This is a genomic window from Shewanella sp. YLB-07, from assembly GCF_009377275.1.
Map to the genome: position 1 here is coordinate 397,567 of NZ_VOQB01000001.1, position 20,014 is coordinate 417,580.

15 protein-coding genes are annotated in these 20,014 nt (G+C 48.5%); 13 read left to right on the forward strand and 2 right to left on the reverse strand.

Annotation, left to right across the window (positions count from 1 at the left end; genetic code table 11):
* Positions 1–85 precede the first annotated feature (85 nt).
* The 11 genes from FS373_RS01580 (at position 86) to FS373_RS01630 (ending at position 13,663) form a co-directional block, all read left to right on the forward strand.
* Positions 86–2,416, forward strand: coding sequence for an immune inhibitor A domain-containing protein (locus FS373_RS01580; RefSeq protein ID WP_322619450.1), 2,331 nt, complete (start codon positions 86–88; stop codon positions 2,414–2,416).
* A gap of 83 nt (positions 2,417–2,499) precedes the next feature.
* Positions 2,500–2,949, forward strand: a complete 450-nt coding sequence (locus FS373_RS01585) for a hypothetical protein (protein WP_144047405.1) — start codon at positions 2,500–2,502, stop codon at positions 2,947–2,949.
* 259 nt (positions 2,950–3,208) lie between these two features.
* Positions 3,209–4,399, forward strand: a complete 1,191-nt coding sequence (locus FS373_RS01590) for a thiolase family protein (RefSeq protein WP_144047404.1) — start codon at positions 3,209–3,211, stop codon at positions 4,397–4,399.
* 230 nt (positions 4,400–4,629) lie between these two features.
* On the forward strand, positions 4,630–6,135 hold the full coding sequence (locus tag FS373_RS01595; RefSeq protein WP_144047403.1) for a CoA-acylating methylmalonate-semialdehyde dehydrogenase: 1,506 nt from the start codon (positions 4,630–4,632) through the stop codon (positions 6,133–6,135).
* A gap of 150 nt (positions 6,136–6,285) precedes the next feature.
* On the forward strand, positions 6,286–7,443 hold the full coding sequence (locus tag FS373_RS01600) for an acyl-CoA dehydrogenase family protein (RefSeq protein WP_152828905.1): 1,158 nt from the start codon (positions 6,286–6,288) through the stop codon (positions 7,441–7,443).
* Between the two features lie 25 nt (positions 7,444–7,468).
* Entirely contained in the window at positions 7,469–8,242 is a 774-nt protein-coding gene (locus tag FS373_RS01605; RefSeq protein ID WP_152828906.1) for an enoyl-CoA hydratase, read from the forward strand.
* A complete protein-coding gene (locus FS373_RS01610) occupies positions 8,242–9,381 on the forward strand; it encodes an enoyl-CoA hydratase/isomerase family protein (protein ID WP_152828907.1) in 1,140 nt (379 codons plus the stop codon). The genes FS373_RS01605 and FS373_RS01610 overlap by 1 nt, the downstream gene beginning before the upstream one ends.
* 53 nt (positions 9,382–9,434) lie before the next feature.
* Complete coding sequence (gene mmsB / locus FS373_RS01615; RefSeq protein WP_144047400.1) at positions 9,435–10,355, forward strand: 3-hydroxyisobutyrate dehydrogenase; 921 nt, start codon at positions 9,435–9,437, stop codon at positions 10,353–10,355.
* Positions 10,356–10,359: 4 nt separating this feature from the next.
* Positions 10,360–11,118 (forward strand): SDR family oxidoreductase, encoded by a 759-nt coding sequence (locus tag FS373_RS01620; RefSeq protein ID WP_152828908.1) that lies wholly within the window; start codon positions 10,360–10,362, stop codon positions 11,116–11,118.
* Positions 11,119–11,312: 194 nt separating this feature from the next.
* Positions 11,313–11,591 (forward strand): hypothetical protein, encoded by a 279-nt coding sequence (locus tag FS373_RS01625; protein WP_152828909.1) that lies wholly within the window; start codon positions 11,313–11,315, stop codon positions 11,589–11,591.
* On the forward strand, positions 11,591–13,663 hold the full coding sequence (locus tag FS373_RS01630; protein WP_152828910.1) for a prolyl oligopeptidase family serine peptidase: 2,073 nt from the start codon (positions 11,591–11,593) through the stop codon (positions 13,661–13,663). The genes FS373_RS01625 and FS373_RS01630 overlap by 1 nt, the downstream gene beginning before the upstream one ends.
* Before the next feature lie 82 nt (positions 13,664–13,745).
* On the opposite strand, the gene FS373_RS01635 is transcribed toward FS373_RS01630, so the two are convergent.
* Entirely contained in the window at positions 13,746–14,129 is a 384-nt protein-coding gene (locus FS373_RS01635; protein WP_144049053.1) for a MerR family DNA-binding protein, read from the reverse strand.
* A gap of 216 nt (positions 14,130–14,345) precedes the next feature.
* On the opposite strand from FS373_RS01635, the gene FS373_RS01640 reads away from it, so the two are divergent.
* Together FS373_RS01640 and FS373_RS01645 are read left to right on the forward strand one after the other, a co-directional pair.
* The gene (locus tag FS373_RS01640) at positions 14,346–16,619 is read left to right on the forward strand and encodes a heavy metal translocating P-type ATPase (protein ID WP_144047397.1); all 2,274 of its coding nucleotides are present in this window, start codon (positions 14,346–14,348) and stop codon (positions 16,617–16,619) included.
* Between the two features lie 198 nt (positions 16,620–16,817).
* Positions 16,818–18,410 (forward strand): ABC-F family ATPase, encoded by a 1,593-nt coding sequence (locus FS373_RS01645; protein WP_144047396.1) that lies wholly within the window; start codon positions 16,818–16,820, stop codon positions 18,408–18,410.
* A 185-nt stretch (positions 18,411–18,595) separates the two neighbouring features.
* Here FS373_RS01645 and FS373_RS01650 read toward each other — a convergent pair whose 3' ends face one another.
* Positions 18,596–19,957, reverse strand: coding sequence for a leucyl aminopeptidase family protein (locus FS373_RS01650; RefSeq protein WP_144047395.1), 1,362 nt, complete (start codon positions 19,955–19,957; stop codon positions 18,596–18,598).
* Positions 19,958–20,014 lie beyond the last annotated feature (57 nt).

The following is a 20,014-nucleotide window of genomic DNA, read 5'->3' on the forward strand; positions in this document are numbered from 1 at the left end:
CTCGATTCATAAAAAACTAGCGCAAAACTAGTATCCCGAGGCAGAACTCTATCTCAACAACTGGAAGTTAACGCAGGGGATTCACGTGTTGAATAAAAAACTATTGCAACTAGCCATAGCGCTAGCAGGATTGTCAGGTAATGCGCTCGCAGCAGAGCGTGAACATTCACATCAATCAGGTGCATTCGATCTGGTCATTGCCGACGAGCAAAGACTGATTCAAATGTTAAAAAAATCAGGGAAAATATCTCAAGGGGCTTCATTTAAAGAAGCCGAGGTCGCGCTACGCGGTTTCCTACACACTCGTCAACAGGAAGAGGCGCTGAGAGCTGCAAACTTAGATGCCCAAGCGACGAGTAATTTCGCCATGGATAGCGAGATCAAATCATCTGGCAAGAAAGCCCGCAAGGACAGGGGAAAGAAGCCTGGTAAATTAGGTTCATCGCGTAGAAATCGTCCTGACAATATGATGTTGGAAGACTATAGCGGTGAAACGCGTCAGGGCCGTGTGCTGGCCATCTTGATGGAGTTCCCTGATTTCCCTCATAACTCAATCCTGCCGGAAGATTCCGGTATGTATTATGAAGATTATAATCAAGATCATTATCGTGAAATCTTGTTCGGTGCCAATGGCTGGGTAGCCCCTAACGGGCATCATGCCAACTCATTTACGCAATTTTATGAAAAGCAGTCTGGTGGAAGTTATTCACTCACAGGTGATGTAGCCGGTTGGTATATGGCTACAGAAAACGCGGCTTACTATGGTGGCAATCCTGATGGCGACGCACGTAGCTTAATTCGTGAAGCGTTAGCGGCGGCTTCAGCCGATCCAAGTGTCGATCTTTCTCAGTTCGATATCGAAGATAGATACGATCTTGATGGCGATGGTGATTATTGGGAAGCCGATGGCTTAGTGGATCACGTGATGGTGTTCCATTCCAGTGTGGGTGAAGAAGCCGGCGGTGGTCAACTAGGTGAAGATGCTATCTGGGCACATCGCTGGAATCTAGGTGGTGTCTGGGCGATTCCTGGTGCAACCTCAGATGCTCCTTATTGGGGCGGAGCCATGGTTGCCTATGACTATACTATCGCACCTATCGACAGTGCCGTTGGTGTGATTAGCCATGAATATGGTCATGATCTAGGCCTGCCTGATGAGTACGATACTCAATACACAGGTAAAGGCGAGCCAGTTTCCATGTGGTCTGTGATGTCTTCTGGTAGCTGGGCGGGTCGTCTAGGCGGTACTGAGCCAACAGGTTTCAGTGCCTGGGCCAAGGAGCAGTTACAGGCTTCTCTAGGTGGTAACTGGTTACATGGCGCAACGGTTAACTTCGATGAGATTCCGAGAAGTGGCGTTCAGGGCTTACTCGACCAAGCGTCAAGCAAGGGCACTAACCATGATGCAATTCGCATTAACCTTCCCCAGAAGCAGAGTCTGATCACCACGCCGGTGAGCGGTGAATATGCTTACTTCAGTGGTTCAGGCAATGATCTTGAGAATAGCATGTATGTGACTGTTGATCTGACCGATGCAACGTCAGTCCTAGCTAAGTTTAAGACCTGGTATGACATAGAGGCCGATTGGGATTATGCCTATTTGGCCATCGTAACTGAAGCTGGCCTGGTGACTATACCTAGTTCATTGACGACAGATACCAACCCAAATGACAATAACTTAGGCAACGGTATAACGGGTACATCAAATGGCTGGATCGATGCTGAGTTCGATCTGACTAGCTTTGCTGGTCAGGTGGTAGATGTCACAGTCATGTATAGCACAGATCCCGGTGTGGCAAATGCGGGTATCTATATCGATGATTTCAGTGTCGAACTAGACAGTGTCGCAGTGGTTACAGCGAATGCCGATGACTCGACTTCTGAGCCATTTAGCTTCGATGGTTTTATGGCTGATACAGGTAGTACCTATACGGATCATTATTACTTGCTTGAATGGCGTACTCACCATGGCGTAGACAGTGGCCTTGCCCACATCAATGTTGCCGGTGAAAGCATGAGCTATGAAGAAGGACTTCTCATTTGGTATGTTGATAACAAGTATTCAGATAACTGGGTAGGTATTCACCCTGGAGATGGTTTCTTAGGGGTTGTCGATGCAGATCAGAAGACACTCAAGTGGAGTGACGGTGCACCTGCTTCGACTAAGTATCAGATCCATGATGCGACGTTCAGCATAGATAGAAATGACAAGATGTTCTTAGATCTTGAAGAGCAGTATGGCATAACATTGCGTGATAACCGTGTTCGTGGTCAACGTCTGTTCAATGACCGTAGAAGGTATATCGGCACTGATATTCCTGATGCGGGTCGTAATGTTCCGACCTACGGCCTGAAGGTTCGCTTGATCAATCAGAGTAAAGACAGAAGCGTAGGTTCTGTTTATATTTATCGTTAATTATAAATAGACCAAGCCCTTAAAAAAGCGCTGATTTCAGCGCTTTTTTTATTGTCGAAAATAATCGAGTGAAAGGTGGATAGATGATGAAACCAATAAAACTGATCGCCATATTCTTAGTTAATGCATCTCTGTTAGCCATTACGGCGTCGCCTGCATTGGCTCAACCCAAGCTAACTCAGGCTTGTCAGCAGCCTTCACCTGTTGTCGATATATGGTCATTAGAGCCTATGTTGACTAAAAGCGGAGTGCTGACAGATTCCATGACTCAAACAGAAAAGGAGCGGGCAATTCGGGACTATATCAAGCAGAAAAATGATAAGTACCGTCAATGTCAGGGGAGAGGGAAAACTGTCTCGTCTTGTAAGAAGCCAAAAATGAATGTCCGACAAATTGAAACAAGTTTGCTTAATGAAGGTGTAATTGCACCAGACACCCAGGATGAACAAAAACGACAACTGATAGAAGAGTATCGTCACAAAACTGAGTCTGAGTATAGGCTGTGTCAATTGAAGCAAGGGGCAGCTCTCTAGTGCTGCAAACTTAAATACCAATATGTATAAGGGCTAGTAATTTAAGCTAGCTCGTCAATTTCCTCATATCGGACTAACAGCAAGTGCCTGTGTAAATCTTGAGTGACAATATCACTCTCCTGTTTCCTTTCTTATCTTGCTATTTCCGCTTGCTTTACGTTCGCGTAAACGTCAGAGTGCTATTCTTTAGTTATAGAACTTGAACTAGATCACCTATTTTTGGCTGACGCTAACTAGCTGATAAAAGACGGAGTGGATAATGAGTACAGAGCAATTGAGTCAAGAGATCGTCATTGTGGCAGCCAAGCGCACCCCTATGGGGGGCTTTCAGGGATCCCTATCTACCGTCCCATCGCCTAAACTGGCAGCGACAGCCATCAAGAGTCTGATTGAGCAGACGGGCGTTGCCGCCGATGCTGTCGATGAGGTTTTGATGGGCTGTGTACTTCCTGCGGGTCTAGGCCAGGCGCCGGCTCGTCAAGCGACCCTAGGTGCAGGTTTACCCCTGTCGGTTGGCGCGACGACAGTCAATAAGGTCTGTGGTTCAGGTATGAAGACAGTCATGTTGGCCCATGATCTTATCAAGGCCGGCAGTGCCGATATCGTCATCGCTGGTGGTATGGAAAGCATGAGCCTGGCACCTTATCTGCTCGATAAAGCCCGCGGCGGCATGCGTATGGGTCACGGTAAGATAATGGATCATATGTTCTTAGATGGACTGGAAGATGCCTATACCGGCGGTGCCATGGGCACGTTTGCACAAAACACCGCCGATGAGTTTAAGCTTACTCGCGAACAGATGGACGCTTTCTCTCTGAGCTCATTAGATAAAGCCAACAAGGCCATCGAGTCCGGTGCATTTAAACAAGAGATAGCGCCTGTCACAGTATCGAATCGCCGTGGTGATACCTTAGTCGATACTGATGAGCAGCCGGGTAATGCCCGTCCCGATAAGATCCCCACCCTGCGTCCGGCTTTTGCCAAAGACGGCACCATAACCGCCGCCAACTCGAGTTCAATCTCAGATGGCGCGGCGGCGCTGATGTTGATGACGGCGAAACAGGCCAATATTCAGGGCTTGCCGATACTCGCCACCATCAAGGGACATGCTACTCATGCCCAGGAGCCATCACTGTTTACCACGGCGCCAGTTGGCGCCATGAACAAGCTGTTCGATAAGGTGAACTGGAGTAAGGATGATGTGGATCTGTTTGAGATCAACGAAGCCTTTGCCATGGTGACCATGTTGGCCATCTCTGAGCTCTCTCTTGATGAGTCTAAGGTCAATGTCAATGGCGGCGCCTGTGCACTGGGCCATCCTATTGGCTGTTCAGGTTCGCGTTTGTTAGTGACTCTGATACATGCACTTAAGGCCCGCGGGCTCAAGCGCGGTGTCGCATCGCTCTGTATCGGTGGCGGCGAAGCCACTGCCATGGCAATCGAAGTTTAAGTTGACCATAAGGCTTATCTGAAAAGATAAGCCTTTTTTATTAGTAATGAAAAACCAATGAAAGTTAAAGATAGAGAATAATCAGAGAAGTATACGAATAAATACCAAACACTATGTGAGTAAATAACTAGTCACTCATGTGCCGCAATCAACAAGACAACAGGCTTATGTGGATAAAAAAATAATAAACCACAGCAAACTTGTTCCAAGCAGTCTTAATGGGAAGCAATATGACCACTCAAGTGAAACATTATATCGACGGCCAGTTTATCGATGGTATCGGGAAGCAACAAATCTCGGTAACTAACCCTGCCAACAATGAAACCATCGCCATGATTAATGCCGCTACCGTCCAGGAGGTGGAAACTGCCATAGCCAGTGCCAAATCAGCCTTCAAAACCTGGAAAGAAGTGCCTGTTTCCGAGCGTGCCCGGGTGATGTTCAGATATCAGCATCTGCTGAAAGAGCACCATGATGAGTTGGCGACTATTCTGGCCCAAGAGACGGGTAAGACCTTTGATGATGCTAAAGGCGATGTTTGGCGCGGTATCGAAGTGGCCGAACATGCCTGTAATATCGCGACCCTGATAATGGGGGAAACCGTCGAGAATGTGGCCAGAAGCATAGATACTTATAGCTACAGTCAACCTCTGGGCGTATGTGCCGGTATTACCCCGTTTAATTTCCCTGCCATGATCCCGCTGTGGATGTTCCCCTTGTCTATCGCCTGCGGTAACACCTTCGTACTCAAGCCTTCTGAGCAAGATCCCATGACGCCTCAGCGTTTGGTTGAGCTGTTCGAAGAGGCCGGGGCACCTAAGGGCGTGTTGCAGTTAGTGCATGGTGATAAGACAGCGGTAGATGTGCTGCTGAATCATCAAGACGTTAAGGCTATCTCTTTCGTAGGCTCTGTGGGCGTGGGTCAATATATCTACAAGACAGGCACGGATAACCTCAAGCGTGTACAGGCGTTTGCTGGGGCTAAGAATCACTGCGTTGTCATGCCTGATGCCAATAAGCAGCAAGTGATTAATAACTTAGTCGGAGCCTCGGTTGGCGCGGCAGGTCAACGTTGCATGGCGCTATCTGTGGCGATATTTGTCGGCGCGGCCAAAGAATGGATCCCAGAACTCAAGGAAGCGATTGCCAAGGTAAAACCCGGTCTGTGGGATGATAAAGGGGCGGGCTATGGCCCACTGATAAGCCCAGCAGCCAAAGCGCGAGTGCTGTCGCTTATCGCGCAAGGTAAGGCGGAAGGTGCCACGTGTCTACTCGACGGTTCTGAATTTACCGTGCCAGGTTATGAATCCGGTAACTGGGTGGGTCCGACTGTGTTTAGCAATGTCACCACCGAGATGACCATCTATAAAGAAGAGATCTTCGGTCCAGTGCTGTGCTGCATGGAGTCCGATACCCTGGAAGAGGCCATCGAGATAGTCAATAACAGCCCCTATGGCAATGGAACCTCAATCTTTACTGCCAGTGGCGCGGTCGCGCGTAAATATCAGCATGAGATAGAAGTGGGTCAGGTGGGGATCAATGTACCCATTCCTGTGCCATTGCCATTTTTCTCTTTCACCGGCTGGAAGGGTAGCTTCTATGGCGATCAGCATGCCTATGGCAAGCAGGCGGTGCGTTTCTACACCGAAACTAAGACCATCACGGCGCGCTGGTTCGAGTCACAGATAACTGACGCCGAGCATGCAGCGCCCAACATGACGATCGAGCTCAAGTAACAGGGCTGACAGTTCGTAACGCTTAAGCACCTTAGGTGGATACGCTATCCACCTAAGGATGATTACAATATCAATGATTCAATAAACAGGCAGGCACACATTAGAACAAAGAGCTTGAGCTCTATTATAAAAGTGCCGTAGGAGACATCGATGGATTTTAACCTCAGTGATGATCAGCGCCAATTTGCCGATCTAGCCCAACAGTTTTCACAAGACGAACTCGCCCCATTTGCTGCTCAATGGGATAGAGAACACCACTTCCCTAAAGATGTCATTCAACGCGCCGGAGAGCTGGGTTTCTGCTCCCTGTATTCGCCGGAAAGTGAAGGTGGCATGGGACTGTCACGTCTCGATTCATCGATTATCTTCGAGCAGCTATCCATGGGTTGTACATCCACCACTGCCATGTTGACCATACATAATATGGCGACCTGGATGGTGACCAGTTTTGGCACCGAAACCTTGAGAAAGGAGTGGTCCGAGTCATTAACCACGGGTCAGAAACTGGCATCTTATTGTTTAACCGAAGCGGGCGCGGGCAGCGATGCTGCATCCCTTAAGACCAAAGCGGTGAGAGAGGGCGATGAGTATGTGATCTCCGGCACTAAAATGTTTATCTCAGGGGCGGGGGCGACCGAGCTATTAGTGGTCATGTGCCGCACCGGACAAGACGGACCTAAAGGCATCTCAGCCATAGTGATCCCCGCCGATGCAAAAGGGGTAACCTATGGCAAGGCGGAAGATAAGATGGGCTGGAACGCTCAACCTACCCGCGAGATCACCTTCAGCCAAGTGCGAGTACCGGTAGCAAATCTATTAGGTGAAGAGGGGCAAGGCTTCACCTTCGCCATGAAGGGGCTAGATGGCGGACGCATCAATATCGCCACCTGCTCAGTGGGGACGGCTCAGGCGGCGCTTGAGCGCGCCACTCAATATATGAAAGAGCGCAAGCAATTTGGCAAACCTATCGCCACGTTTCAGGCGCTGCAATTTAAACTCGCCGACATGGCCACTGAATTAGTGGCGGCAAGACAGCTAGTGCGTTTGGCGGCTTTTAAACTCGATTGTGGCGATCCGGAAGCCTCCGCCTACTGCGCCATGGCGAAACGCTTCGCTACCGATATAGGTTTTCAAGTCTGTGATGCGGCGTTGCAGCTGCACGGCGGCTATGGCTACATACGTGAATATCCCTTAGAACGCTATGTGCGTGATGTGCGCGTACACCAGATATTGGAAGGGACTAACGAGATCATGCGCTTGATTATTGCGAGACGTTTGCTCGATGAGAGCGCCGGACAGATCTTGTAATTAGACTCATAAAAGGAAGTAACAGATGACAGCCCTGATAGAGAAGATTGTAGGCAATACCGCAGTGATCACCATGAGCAATCCGCCGGCCAATACCTGGACAGCCCAGAGCCTGCAGCTGCTGAAGCAGAAGGTGGAGGCACTCAATGATAATCCGGAAATTTATGCCCTGGTTATCACTGGTGAAGGTGACAAGTTTTTCTCCGCCGGAGCCGATCTCAAGTTGTTTGCCGATGGCAATAAAGAGAATGCTGCCAATATGGCCAAGTGTTTCGGTGAAGCGTTCGAAGCCTTGAGTGCATTTCGCGGTGTCTCAATCGCGGCAATCAATGGCTATGCCATGGGCGGCGGTTTAGAAGTGGCTCTGGCCTGTGATCTACGCATCGCCGAATCTCAGGCGGTGATGGCCTTGCCCGAGGCGACCGTGGGTCTGCTTCCTTGTGCGGGGGGGACGCAAAATCTGGCGGCGCTCATCGGAGAAGGCTGGGCTAAGCGAATGATCTTATGTGGTGAGCGAGTGGGCGCACAGCAAGCGCTGCAGCTAAAACTGGTCGAGGAGGAGGTAGACACCGGAGCCTCTCTCGATGCGGCCATGCAGCTAGCCGCCAAGGTGGCTAAGCAGAGCCCCAGTAGTATTAAAGCCTGTAAGACTCTGATCCAAGCCGGGCGAAATATGCCGAGAAACCAAGCCTTACCCATAGAGCGAGAGCTGTTTGCGGACCTGTTTGATACCCAAGATCAGGCAGAAGGGGTTGCGGCTTTCTTAGAAAAGCGTAAGGCTAACTGGAAGAACTGCTGATGACGAATTCAACCAATAGTGTGGTATTTCAAACCTTAGGTACAGCCTCTGGCAAGCAGATTGGGGTGATGACCCTGAATATGGAGCAAGCCCTTAATTCCATCAACCTCGAGATGGTGCAGTTGATGTTTGCGCAGCTTACGCGCTGGCAAGATGATGATGCTATCGCCATGGTGATGTTAGATGGTGCAGGTGAGAAAGCCTTCTGCGCCGGCGGCGATGTCAGGGCCATCTATTATGCATCTGTTGCAACGCCGGGTGAACTTACCGAGCAGGCGACAGAGTTCTTTGAGCAGGAATATAGACTCGATTATCTTATCGATACCTATGCTAAACCTATTTTAGTTTGGGGAACGGGTATCGTTATGGGAGGGGGGCTTGGCCTGATGATGGGGGCGAGTCATCGTGTGGTAACCGAGCGTTCACGTATCGCCATGCCTGAGGTGACCATAGGCCTGTATCCCGATGTTGGTGGCAGTTACTTTCTTAATCGCATGCCGGGAAAGCTAGGTTTGTTTCTGGGACTGACGGCTTATAACATGAATGCTGCCGATGCAAAATACGTTGGGATAGCTAATCACTATATTCAAGATGATGATAAACAGCCCTTGCTTGATAGCTTGGCCTGCCTGAATTGGGGAGATGATACCGAGGTTAATCACAGCTTGCTGAGCGATGAACTCAATCGCACCGGAGTCAAAGCGAGCGCAGGGTTAGCCAAGGGGCAGCTCGAGACTCATAAAGATGACATTGATGCACTGATGTCGGGCTCGCTCAACGAGATAATGGCTCGAGTCGGCGAGCTTAAGCTTAAGGAGTCTTGGTTAGCGCGCCCCATCAAGACCATGCTGTCTGGTAGCCCCATCAGCTTGCAACTTATTTATCGCCAGGCGCACTTAGGTATAGACTTTAGTCTGGCTGAGATATTTAGATTTGAGCTTGGCTTGAGTGTGAACTGCTGTGCTCTGGGAGATTTCTCTGAAGGAGTGAGGGCGCTGCTTATCGATAAAGATCGCAATCCCCAGTGGAAATTTAACCAAGTGGCGGATGTGCCCACTAGCTTAATCGAGCAGATGCTGAGTTCACCTTGGTCTTTAGCATCGCACCCCTTAGCTCAGTTGGAGGAGCCTCTGTTGTAAGCGCTATTGAAATGAGTCTCGGGGAATAATTTACTTTAGGTAAGGAGTGTTAGATGACAAGTATCGCATTTATCGGATTGGGACATATGGGCGCGCCTATGGCGGCCAATTTAGTTAAATCAGGCGTGATGGTTAAGGTGTTCGATCTCGTCCCCGAGGCGATGAAGTCTCTTACTGACGTTGGCGCGCTTGCGGCCAAGAGTGCCTGCGGCGCTGCATCTGGTGCAGATGTGGTAATAACCATGCTGCCGGCCGGCAAACATGTTCGCTCGCTCTACTTAGGTGAAGGCAGCTCTGATAAGGGCTTGCTCGATGTGGTGGCCGAGGGGACCTTATTGATCGATTGTTCGACCATAGATGCTCAGAGCGCTAAACATGTCGCCGAAGTTGCAGCGAGTAAAGGATTTGAGTTTGTCGATGCGCCCGTATCGGGTGGCACAGCAGGCGCGGCGGCCGGGACATTAACCTTTATCTGTGGTGGCAGCGACAGCGGGTTTGAGCAAGCCTCTAAGGTGCTGAGTCATATGGGTGCCAATATTTTACACGCTGGTGGACCGGGCGCCGGTCAGGTGGCCAAAATTTGTAATAACATGCTTTTGTCAGTGCTGATGATAGCCACCAGCGAATCTCTGCAGATGGGAATTGACCATGGCTTAGATCCTAAGGTGTTATCTGAGATAATGAAGGTCAGTAGTGGTGGTAATTGGACGCTAGATAAATATAATCCTTGTCCGGGTGTGATGGAGTCTGTACCGTCGTCGAATGATTATCAGGGCGGTTTCATGGTCGATCTTATGGTTAAAGATCTTGGCCTATCCCAAGAGGCGGCATTACTGACTAACTCCTGTACGCCAATGGGCGCGCTTGCACGCAGTTTATATGTGAACCATGCTCGTCAAGGCAATGGCACACGAGATTTTTCTAGTATTTTTGAACAGTTTTCTCATTTACAACAAATTAAAAGCAAAGGGTAACACGATGGATTTAAAAGATAAGGTAGTGGTAATTACTGGCGGTGCTGGTGGACTTGGTTTGGCTATGGCGGTGGATTTAGCCGAAGCTGGCGCTAAATTGGCCCTTATCGATGTCGATCAAGAGAAGCTTGAACGTGCTTGCGCCGATATTGGCGACAGAGCTGAAGTACAAGGTTATGCCTTTGATATTACCTCTGAAGAAGATGTGGTGGCGGGGTTCGGTTTCATTCTGGAAGATTTCGGTCAAGTGAATGTGCTTATCAACAATGCAGGGATCTTATCCGATGGCATGCTAGTCAAAGCCAAAGAGGGTAAGGTGACAGACCGTATGTCCTATGAGCAATTTCAGGCGGTGATTAACGTCAATTTAACCGGCTCATTCCTCTGTGGACGTGAAGCTGCGGTTGCTATGATCGAATCTAAGCAAGAAGGCGTGATCATCAACATCTCCAGCTTAGCCAAGGCAGGCAATATGGGCCAGACTAACTATTCGGCTTCTAAAGCGGGTGTGGCTGCTATGTCTGTTGGCTGGGCGAAAGAGTTGGCAAGATACAATATTCGTAGCGCCGCGGTAGCGCCGGGTGTGATTGAAACTGAAATGACGGCTGCGATGAAGCCTGAAGCGCTAGCACGTATGGAGAAAATGGTGCCAGTTGGCCGTCTGGGTCAACCTAGCGAGATATCATCGACGGTTAAGTTCATCATAGAGAACGATTATGTTAACGGCCGTGTCTTCGAGATTGATGGTGGCATACGTATATAGACTCGAGTGTCTAGAGCCTGGGAACGAGTTCCTAGGCTCTAATTTCTAAGACAAGTATGATAAATAATAAAACGGGCTTAGGCCCGTTTTTTGTTGCTCTCGATTCATTCGTTAAGATCTGTATTTATCCCTGTGACAGGCTTTAACAATTACACTTATACAAGAACTTACATATGTGCTTATGATACGTGATAATGTTCAATGTTAATCTATGGGGGAAAGCTGAGTTGATGTTCGATAAAAAGATGGTCTGGCTGGAAAAAACGGCAAGAAATTTGATGTTGCTGGTGGGGGGCGTGGGCTTGATCGTTATCTATTCGGGTTTCTTCTACTTGATGTTCAAGGGCAATGATACATCGGCTTTGCCATGGTACCTTCTCCTGTCTCCCTGGATTTGTATCTATTTTGGCCTGACTCAGACCAGACAGTTAGCGGTTCTTTTATGGTTTAAGCAGAAATTAACTCGAAAATAATGATTACCTATTTATGGAAACAGGAGCCAACAGTGAGACCCCATTTTTATTTTATTCCCTTATTGTCATTGTTACTACTATGTTTTCTAGCAGCATGTGGTAAACCGGATCATGTTGAAAAAGTTGATAAACGAAGTGGCCTTAAAATTGCGGCTTATGGCAGCTGGCTGTCACCGATAACAGCGGAAGATGTTTATGGTTTATCAGATGATTTTGGTGAATTACAGAGCGTCAACGGTGCCCTCTATTTTGTTCAATCGGACTCATCGGCCCAGGGCAAGATTGGCATCAAGCGTTTGGAGACTGGATCAAAGTTGAGCGATGCGGTGAGCTCGGCATTCGATGTCAGATCTACTGTACATGAATATGGCGGCTCGCCATTTCTTGCTATTGGTCAGAGTATTTTTGCCTCCAAAGCAGAAGATCAGCTGCTCTATCGCTTCGCGCCTAACCAAGAGCCCGTCCCTTTAACTATGCCCGGTACTCGTCATGCCGATTGTGTACGGTATTCAAAAGGATCAAGACTCATCTGTGTGCGTGAAGACCACAGAAACAGTGGAGAGCCGACTTCAAGCCTAGTGGCGCTTAATCTTAACTTTGCCGGGGAAGGTGAAATCCTAATCGACGGGGATGATTTCTATTCATCGCCCAGGGTATCACCGGATATGAAGACATTGGCTTGGATTGCCTGGCAACATCCGAATATGCCCTGGGATAATACTGAGCTTTGGATAGGCGAACTCGCTCCTAAAGGTGGGGTGCATAATCCCAAGCGATTATTGTCCGATAAAAATGGCTCCATTACACAAGTATCATTTAGCCCTAGTGGTCAGCTCTACTTCGTGGCCGATTTTGACAATTGGTGGAACTTGTATCGCATCAGTTCCGAGGGCGAGTTGGAGCAAGTGCTGGATAAAGATGCCGAGTTTGCAGTACCTGACTGGAAGCTGGGTAATCATAATTATGCCTTCGAGTCAGAGAATACCATTATCGCCAGTTACAGCGATAAAGGACAAGCTTCACTGATTAGAATTTTTCTCGATACCGGTATCACCGAGCCCATTGCCGTGGATTTCGGCGAGATATCTCAGGTGGTGAAGGGGGAAGACGGTATCTACTTCGTCGGGGCTAAAGTGACTCCGGAAAAAGGGATCTATAAGGTGAAAGGACGAGGGGTGGCGCTTATCTACTCACCGGAACTTGCGACAGTCGATCCTAATTATATCTCCAGAGCCGTAAGTGTCAGCCTGAAATCCAGTGACGGTGTCACTATCTATGGATATTTTTATGGCGCGAGAAATCCTGACTTCATTGGCCTCAGAGACTCTAGGCCCCCCTTGCTGGTCATGTTGCATGGTGGACCAACTGCAAAAGCCAGTTTGGCATTTAGGCGTGATATTCAGTTTTGGACCAGTCGTGGTTTTGCTGTGCTGGATCTCAATTATCGTGGCAGCTCTGGTTTTGGACGAGCCTATCGTCAAAGCCTCTATGGAAAATGGGGCGTCGCCGATGTGGAGGACGCCGTGCGGGCGGCCGGATACTTGGTCAACAAGGGCTGGGTTGATGGCACTAAGCTTGCGATTAGAGGCTCTAGCGCCGGAGGACTTACCGTATTTTCGGCACTGGTGTTCTACGATACATTTAAAGCTGGTGTGAGCTATGCTGGTATCAGTGATATGGAAGTATTGAGCCGAGATGCTCATAAGTTTGAGTCCAGTTATTTAGAATTGCTGGTTGGTAAAAATTCAGCCGAAAATAACGTGTATCGTGAACGCTCTCCATTACATCACCTCGACAGGCTAAATGAGCCCTTGTTGTTAATTCAGGGAGGTGATGACCCCGTGGTATTGGCTAAGCAATCCACAGAGGTATTTAACAAACTCAAAGCGCGAGGGGTCCCCGTAGCCTATCTCGAATTCGAGGGCGAGGGGCATAATTTGAGGGATCCGGTAAATCAAATGACCGCTATCGAAGCCGAGCTGTATTTTTATGGCAAGGTATTTGGGTTCACTCCCGCAGGTGATGTTCCTACATTGAAAATTGAGAATGTTCACCGGCTAAAAAAACACTAAATGCCGGCATTAGATTGATCTGTTAGGAATCAGGGGCGAGCTATTTAATAAAACAGGCCATCAAGTTTGTGGGTTAGCCAGACTATTCACTGAGTCCGCTCAGTATGGCACAGTCCGGTTGATGGCCGCCGCGACAATCCTTAATCAGATGCTTTAATTGGCTCTCGAGCTCCTTCAACTTGGTTATTCTATTACTCACCATCTGCAGATGAGTCTTAGCTAAACGTTTTACATCTTCGGCATCTCTGTCTTGATTGAGTTTAAGGTCGAGCAGAGAGCGGCAATCATCTAAAGAGAAACCTAAGTCGCGACTGTGACTGATAAAGTTAAGGGAGTCGATCTGAGGTTTATCATATTCTCTGTAGCCATTTTCCCCACGTGCGGCGCAGATAAGACCTATGTCGTGGTAATAACGAATACTCTTAACCGATAGACCAGTCTTTTTTGCTACTTCACCAATTTTCATCATAAGCCTCTTATGTCATTTAATACCAATCACAGTGTGCTCAAAAGTAAACGAGTGAGAGTCAAATTCAACAAAGTGTATTAAATTTACAATAAAGCTTTGACTCTCCCATTAGGGGAGACATTAACCTAAGTGCAGTAAAATGGGAACAACCTATTTTAATAACTTACTTAAATAGCCTTGATCGAGACTCAATTGTTTGAGTATGGGGAATCAATGATTATGAAAAATATCAATAGCATGACTTTATATGTACCTCAAATGAACTGCGCCAGTTGTGTGGCTAAAATTGAAGGTGCGTTCGAAAAATTATCACTCCCAGATGTGTCTGCACGGGTTAACTTGGCCGATAAGCAGGTACAGATTCAAGGGGATATCAGCAGTGAACTCGCTATAGTGACCGTAGCAAGTGTTGGTTACGACAGCGAACTCGTGCTGGATGCCAAGCTAGCCAGTGAGAAGAAAATCCAGGCTGAGCGAGTCGAGTACCGCACCCGTATCATCCAATCTATGTTGGGATTGGGTTTAGGTGTACCTATGATGTTATGGGGGCTATTGGGCGGTGAGATGATGGTGAATAATCCCAGTCAGCAATTGGCTTGGGGAGTTATGGGGATCATCACCTTTATCTTACTCGTGACCACAGGCGGGCACTTCTATAAAGGGATGTGGCGTGCACTTAAGGCGCGCAGCGCCAACATGGACACCTTAATTGTGCTCGGCACTACCACAGCATGGGCCTATTCTATGTTGGTGGTAATTATGCCTTCCTGGTTTCCAGCCGAAACCCGTCATGTGTACTTTGAAGCCAGTGTGATGATTCTGGGTTTGATTAACTTGGGCCATGCGCTGGAACTCAGGGCTAAGGGCAAGACCAGTGAAGCGGTTCAGCGCCTCATAGGATTACAATCCACGACCGCAATAAGGCTGACCGACTCTGGAGATGAGGAGGTCGAAATAGCGCAAATACAGATCGGCGACCAGTTGAGACTACAACCTGGCAGTCGAGTCGCCTTGGACGGCGAAGTATTGAGTGGAGAGTCGAATCTTAATGAGTCCATGTTAACCGGTGAGCCTATTCCTGTGTCTAAAAACATTGGCGATACGCTCAGTGCTGGCACCGTCAACGGCAATGGCAGCATCATCTACCGCGTGACTGCTGGGTTAACCGATACTCGTCTATCGAAAATCATCGACCTGGTTCAGCAGGCACAAACATCAAAAATGCCCATAGGCAGACTCACGGATAAGATATCGGCGTACTTTGTCCCTGTGGTGGTGATTATTGCCCTGGTCGCATCAGTGGTGTGGTATTTAGCGGGACCTGCGCCTCAGATATCACATGCGCTAGTGGTGTTAACAAGCGTGCTTATCATAGCTTGCCCTTGTGCCCTGGGATTAGCGACACCTATGTCTATCATGGTATCTGTCGGACGAGCCGCACAGATGGGCGTCTTGATTAAGAATGGTGAGGCTTTGCAAACTGCGAGTAAGGTGACCTGTGTGGTGCTGGACAAGACTGGCACTATCACATCGGGTAAGCCATCGGTAACCGACATTCGCTTGCTTGATGGTGGCAGTGACGGTGAAAGTGGTGGTGAGTCCTCTGCATCTGAGCAGCTCTTATTCCTGGTGGCGAGTCTGGAACAACATTCTGAGCACCCATTGGCCCAGGCTATGCTGGATGAAGCCAAGACGCGAGAGCTAAGCTTGGTAGAACCCGAACGTTTCAACAATATTCAGGGAAAGGGCATAGTGGGCATAGTCTCTGGCGTCGAGCTGGCCATAGGCAATATGAGCTTGATGGTCATGGAGGGCATATCGGGTGTAGACGCTTTACAAGATGAGGTTCAGACCTTGGCCCAGCTTGGTAAAACTCCGGTTTATGTGGCACAAGGCGGACGCTTAGTCGGTGTTATTGCCATCAGTGATCCGGTGAAACCCGATGCCAAAGAAGCTATTGCCGCGCTCAAGCGTGCCGGTAAACGGGTGATATTACTCAGCGGCGACAAGCAAGAGACGGTGCAGGCCGTTGCCGATGAAGTGGGCATAGATGAAGTCATTGCCGGAGTCTTGCCCGAGCAGAAACAGGCTAAGATTATCGAACTCAAAGAAAGTGGAGAAGTCGTCGCCATGGTAGGAGATGGTATCAATGATGCCCCCGCTTTAATGAGTGCCGATGTGGGTATCGCCATGGGAGATGGCACCGAAGTCGCCATCGAGAGTGCCGATTTGACCTTACTAACTGGACGATTGTCAGTGTTGGCCGATACCTTTGCCTTGGCTAACGCCAGCATGAGGAACATTAAGCAGAATCTGTTCGGCGCGTTTATCTATAATTCTTTAGGCATACCAGTCGCCGCTGGAGTTCTATTCCCTCTAACCGGAATATTACTGAGTCCTGTGATAGCAGGAGCCGCGATGGCTTTATCCTCATTAACAGTAGTGACTAACGCTAACAGGCTAAGACATGTGAAGTTGAACAAGTAATGAGTTAAATGCTTGTTGTCTGAGGAACCCGAATAAAATCTGTTCGGGTTCCTTTCATCATATCTTGCTGTAACGGTAAATTCTCGTCGTAAGCTGGTTCGCTTTTAGTTGATTGTTTGTGGACTGCTGGCTATAATATCGCGCTTAATTTTGCTCGTTTATACATCAAATCGCATAACAAATTTTGGGATCTAACACTTGATTACTACAGCTAATATCACCATGCAGTTTGGCGCTAAGCCACTGTTTGAAAACATCTCAGTTAAATTCGGCGGCGGCAACCGTTATGGTCTGATCGGCGCGAACGGCTGTGGTAAGTCAACCTTTATGAAGATCTTGGGTAGCGATCTTGAGCCGACTGCGGGTAATGTCTCTCTGGATATCAACGAGCGTATCGGTAAACTGAGTCAGAACCAGTTTGGTTATGAAGAGTTCAGCGTGATCGATACCGTTATCATGGGCCACGAACAGCTTTGGGAAGTCAAGAAAGAGCGTGATCGTATCTACTCTCTGCCTGAAATGACAGAAGAAGATGGTATCAAGGTTGCCGATCTAGAGATGGAATTTGCCGAGATGGATGGTTACACAGCCGAATCTCGTGCCGGTGAACTCCTGATGGGAGTGGGCATTCCTGTTGATCAACACTTTGGTCTTATGAGCGCAATTGCGCCGGGTTTCAAACTTCGAATCTTGCTGGCACAAGCCCTGTTCTCTGATCCTGATGTATTGCTACTCGACGAACCAACCAACAACTTGGACATAGATACCATTCGTTGGTTGCAAGAGATGCTGAACCAGCGTAACAGCACTATGATCATCATCTCTCACGATAGATATTTCTTAAACTCAGTCTGTACCCATATGGCGGATCTCGATTACGGTGAGCTGCGTATTTTCCCGGGTAACTATGATGAGTACATGATGGCAGCTCAACAATCCCGTGAACGCTTGATGTCTGATAATGCTAAGAAGAAGGCGCAAATTGCCGAGCTTCAGGGCTTCGTTGCTCGTTTCTCTGCTAACGCATCTAAGGCTAAGCAGGCCACCTCACGTGCAAAGCTTATCGATAAGATCAAGATTGATGAAGTGAAAGCCTCGAGTCGTGTTAATCCGTTTATTCGTTTCGAGCAAGAGAAAAAATTGTTCCGTAATGCTTTGATCGTCGAAGAGCTAAGCAAGGGCTTCGATGAGCCACTGTTCAACAAGCTAAACCTTATGGTTGAAGTGGGTGAGCGTATCGCCATCTTAGGTGAGAACGGTATCGGTAAGACAACCTTACTGCGTACCTTGACCCATGATATTCCTCAGGATAGCGGTACCATTCAATGGTCTGAGAATTCAGCTATCGGTTACTATGCCCAAGATCATGAGTCAGATTTTGAAAATGACATGACCTTGTTTGAGTGGATGAGCCAGTGGCGTAAGCCTGAAGATGACGACCAGTCGGTTCGTGGTTACTTGGGTCGCATGCTGTTCAGCTCTGATGACATCAAGAAGTCGGTTAAGGTACTCTCGGGTGGTGAGAAGGGCCGTATGTTATTCGGCAAGCTTATCATGCAGAAGCCAAATATTTTGGTGATGGATGAGCCAACAAACCACATGGACATGGAATCTATCGAGTCATTGAACAATGCTCTGGAGATTTACCAAGGTACCTTGATTTTTGTCAGTCATGACCGTGCCTTCGTTTCATCGGTTGCTAACCGCATCATAGAAATGACTAAAGATGGCATCAATGACTTCAAGGGAACTTATGATGAGTTCCTCAGAAGTAAAGGTGTTGATGCGTAAGCTGACACCTAAGCCTGACCAGGCTTAAACAGATTGTACAAAAAAGCCCGAACTGAGTTCGGGCTTTTTTGTACAGGGATGTAGTTATCCCCGGACACCAGGGATGGTGTAAGAGGGATGTCAACAATAGCTCAGCTAGCGCCTAAAAAGTTCCTAGATTCTAGAATCTAGTTCCTAAAGCCATTTTACTTTGAAAAACGTGTCTGCAGGTAATCGAATACGGCGCGGATGCCGAAGGCTTCGCCACCGACTGGACGGCCGGGAAGCTTACGCGTGTTCCAGGCCATCACATCGAAGTGAGACCAGCTAATATTTTCATCGACGAAGGCTTCGAGATAAAGTGCTGCTGTGATGGCACCACCTTGAGGAACACGGCCACAGTTGGCTAAATCGGCAATGTCACTGCCGGTGAGTTCCAGGTATGGCTTGTGCAGTGGCATGCGCCAGATAGGATCTTGTACCTTGAGGCCTGACTGAGTCATATCGGCTGCCACTTGATCATCGTTACTGAAGAAACCGGGAAGCTCGGTGCCTAGGGCGATGCGCATTGCGCCAGTGAGTGTAGCGAAATCTATCATCAGCTCAGGCTTGTCATTGTTGGCTTCGGCTAATGCATCACATAACACTAAGCGGCCTTCGGCATCGGTATTATCAATTTCGACCGTGATGCCTTTGCGGGTCTTAATCACATCACCTGGGCGGAAAGCATTTGCCGATACTGCATTTTCGACTGCCGGTACCAATACGCGTAAACGTATAGGTAAGTTGCTCGCCATGATCTGGTGAGCCAGGCCGATAACGTGAGCGGCGCCGCCCATGTCTTTTTTCATCAAACGCATGCCTGCACCGGGTTTCAGATCCAGTCCGCCGGAGTCGAAACACACACCTTTACCGACTAAAGTCACTTTAGGTGCATTTTCATCACCCCAGGTCATATCGATCAGGCGTGGCAGGTTTTCACTTGCACGGCCCACCATGTGGATAGTTGGATAGTTTTGTTCGAGCAGCTCATCGCCAACGATTTGAGTGATGCTTGCACCAAATTCACTGGCCAAATTCTCCATAATCTCACCCAAGTGCTGAGGCATCATATCTGCAGCTGGCGTATTGACTAGATCGCGAACAATAGCAACGGAGCGCACCAGTTTTTTCACTTCGTCAGCCTGAGCCTGAGTTGGCAATACCAGTTGAGGATAAACTTTGTCATTGTGCTTATAACGGTCGAATTTATATGCACCGAGACCCCAGCTAAATGCCGCGACTTTGATTTGCTCTTCGCTGCCCTGGATGGTGTAGCGGCCGGCAGGTAGCTGGTTTACCAGATCGCCGCATAACCAATAGGAGTCTAGCTCGGAGCTCACATAAATGGCTTGAGAGAGTTCACCTGCGCCGTTTGGGATCAGGCTCATGCCTTTTCCGTCAAACTGAGTCGTAGCCAGCCAGTTTGTCGTCTGAGTGTCTTGCTCGGCTAGCCAAGTTGAGTATGCATCTGTGTGTAAGATAGTGAGAGGGGTGCCAAGGGCACCTGAGATCAATAATTCAGTCATGTTGGACTCGTGCTCGCTGCTTGTATCAATTTGAGGAGGGTTATTTTTATTGTCTAA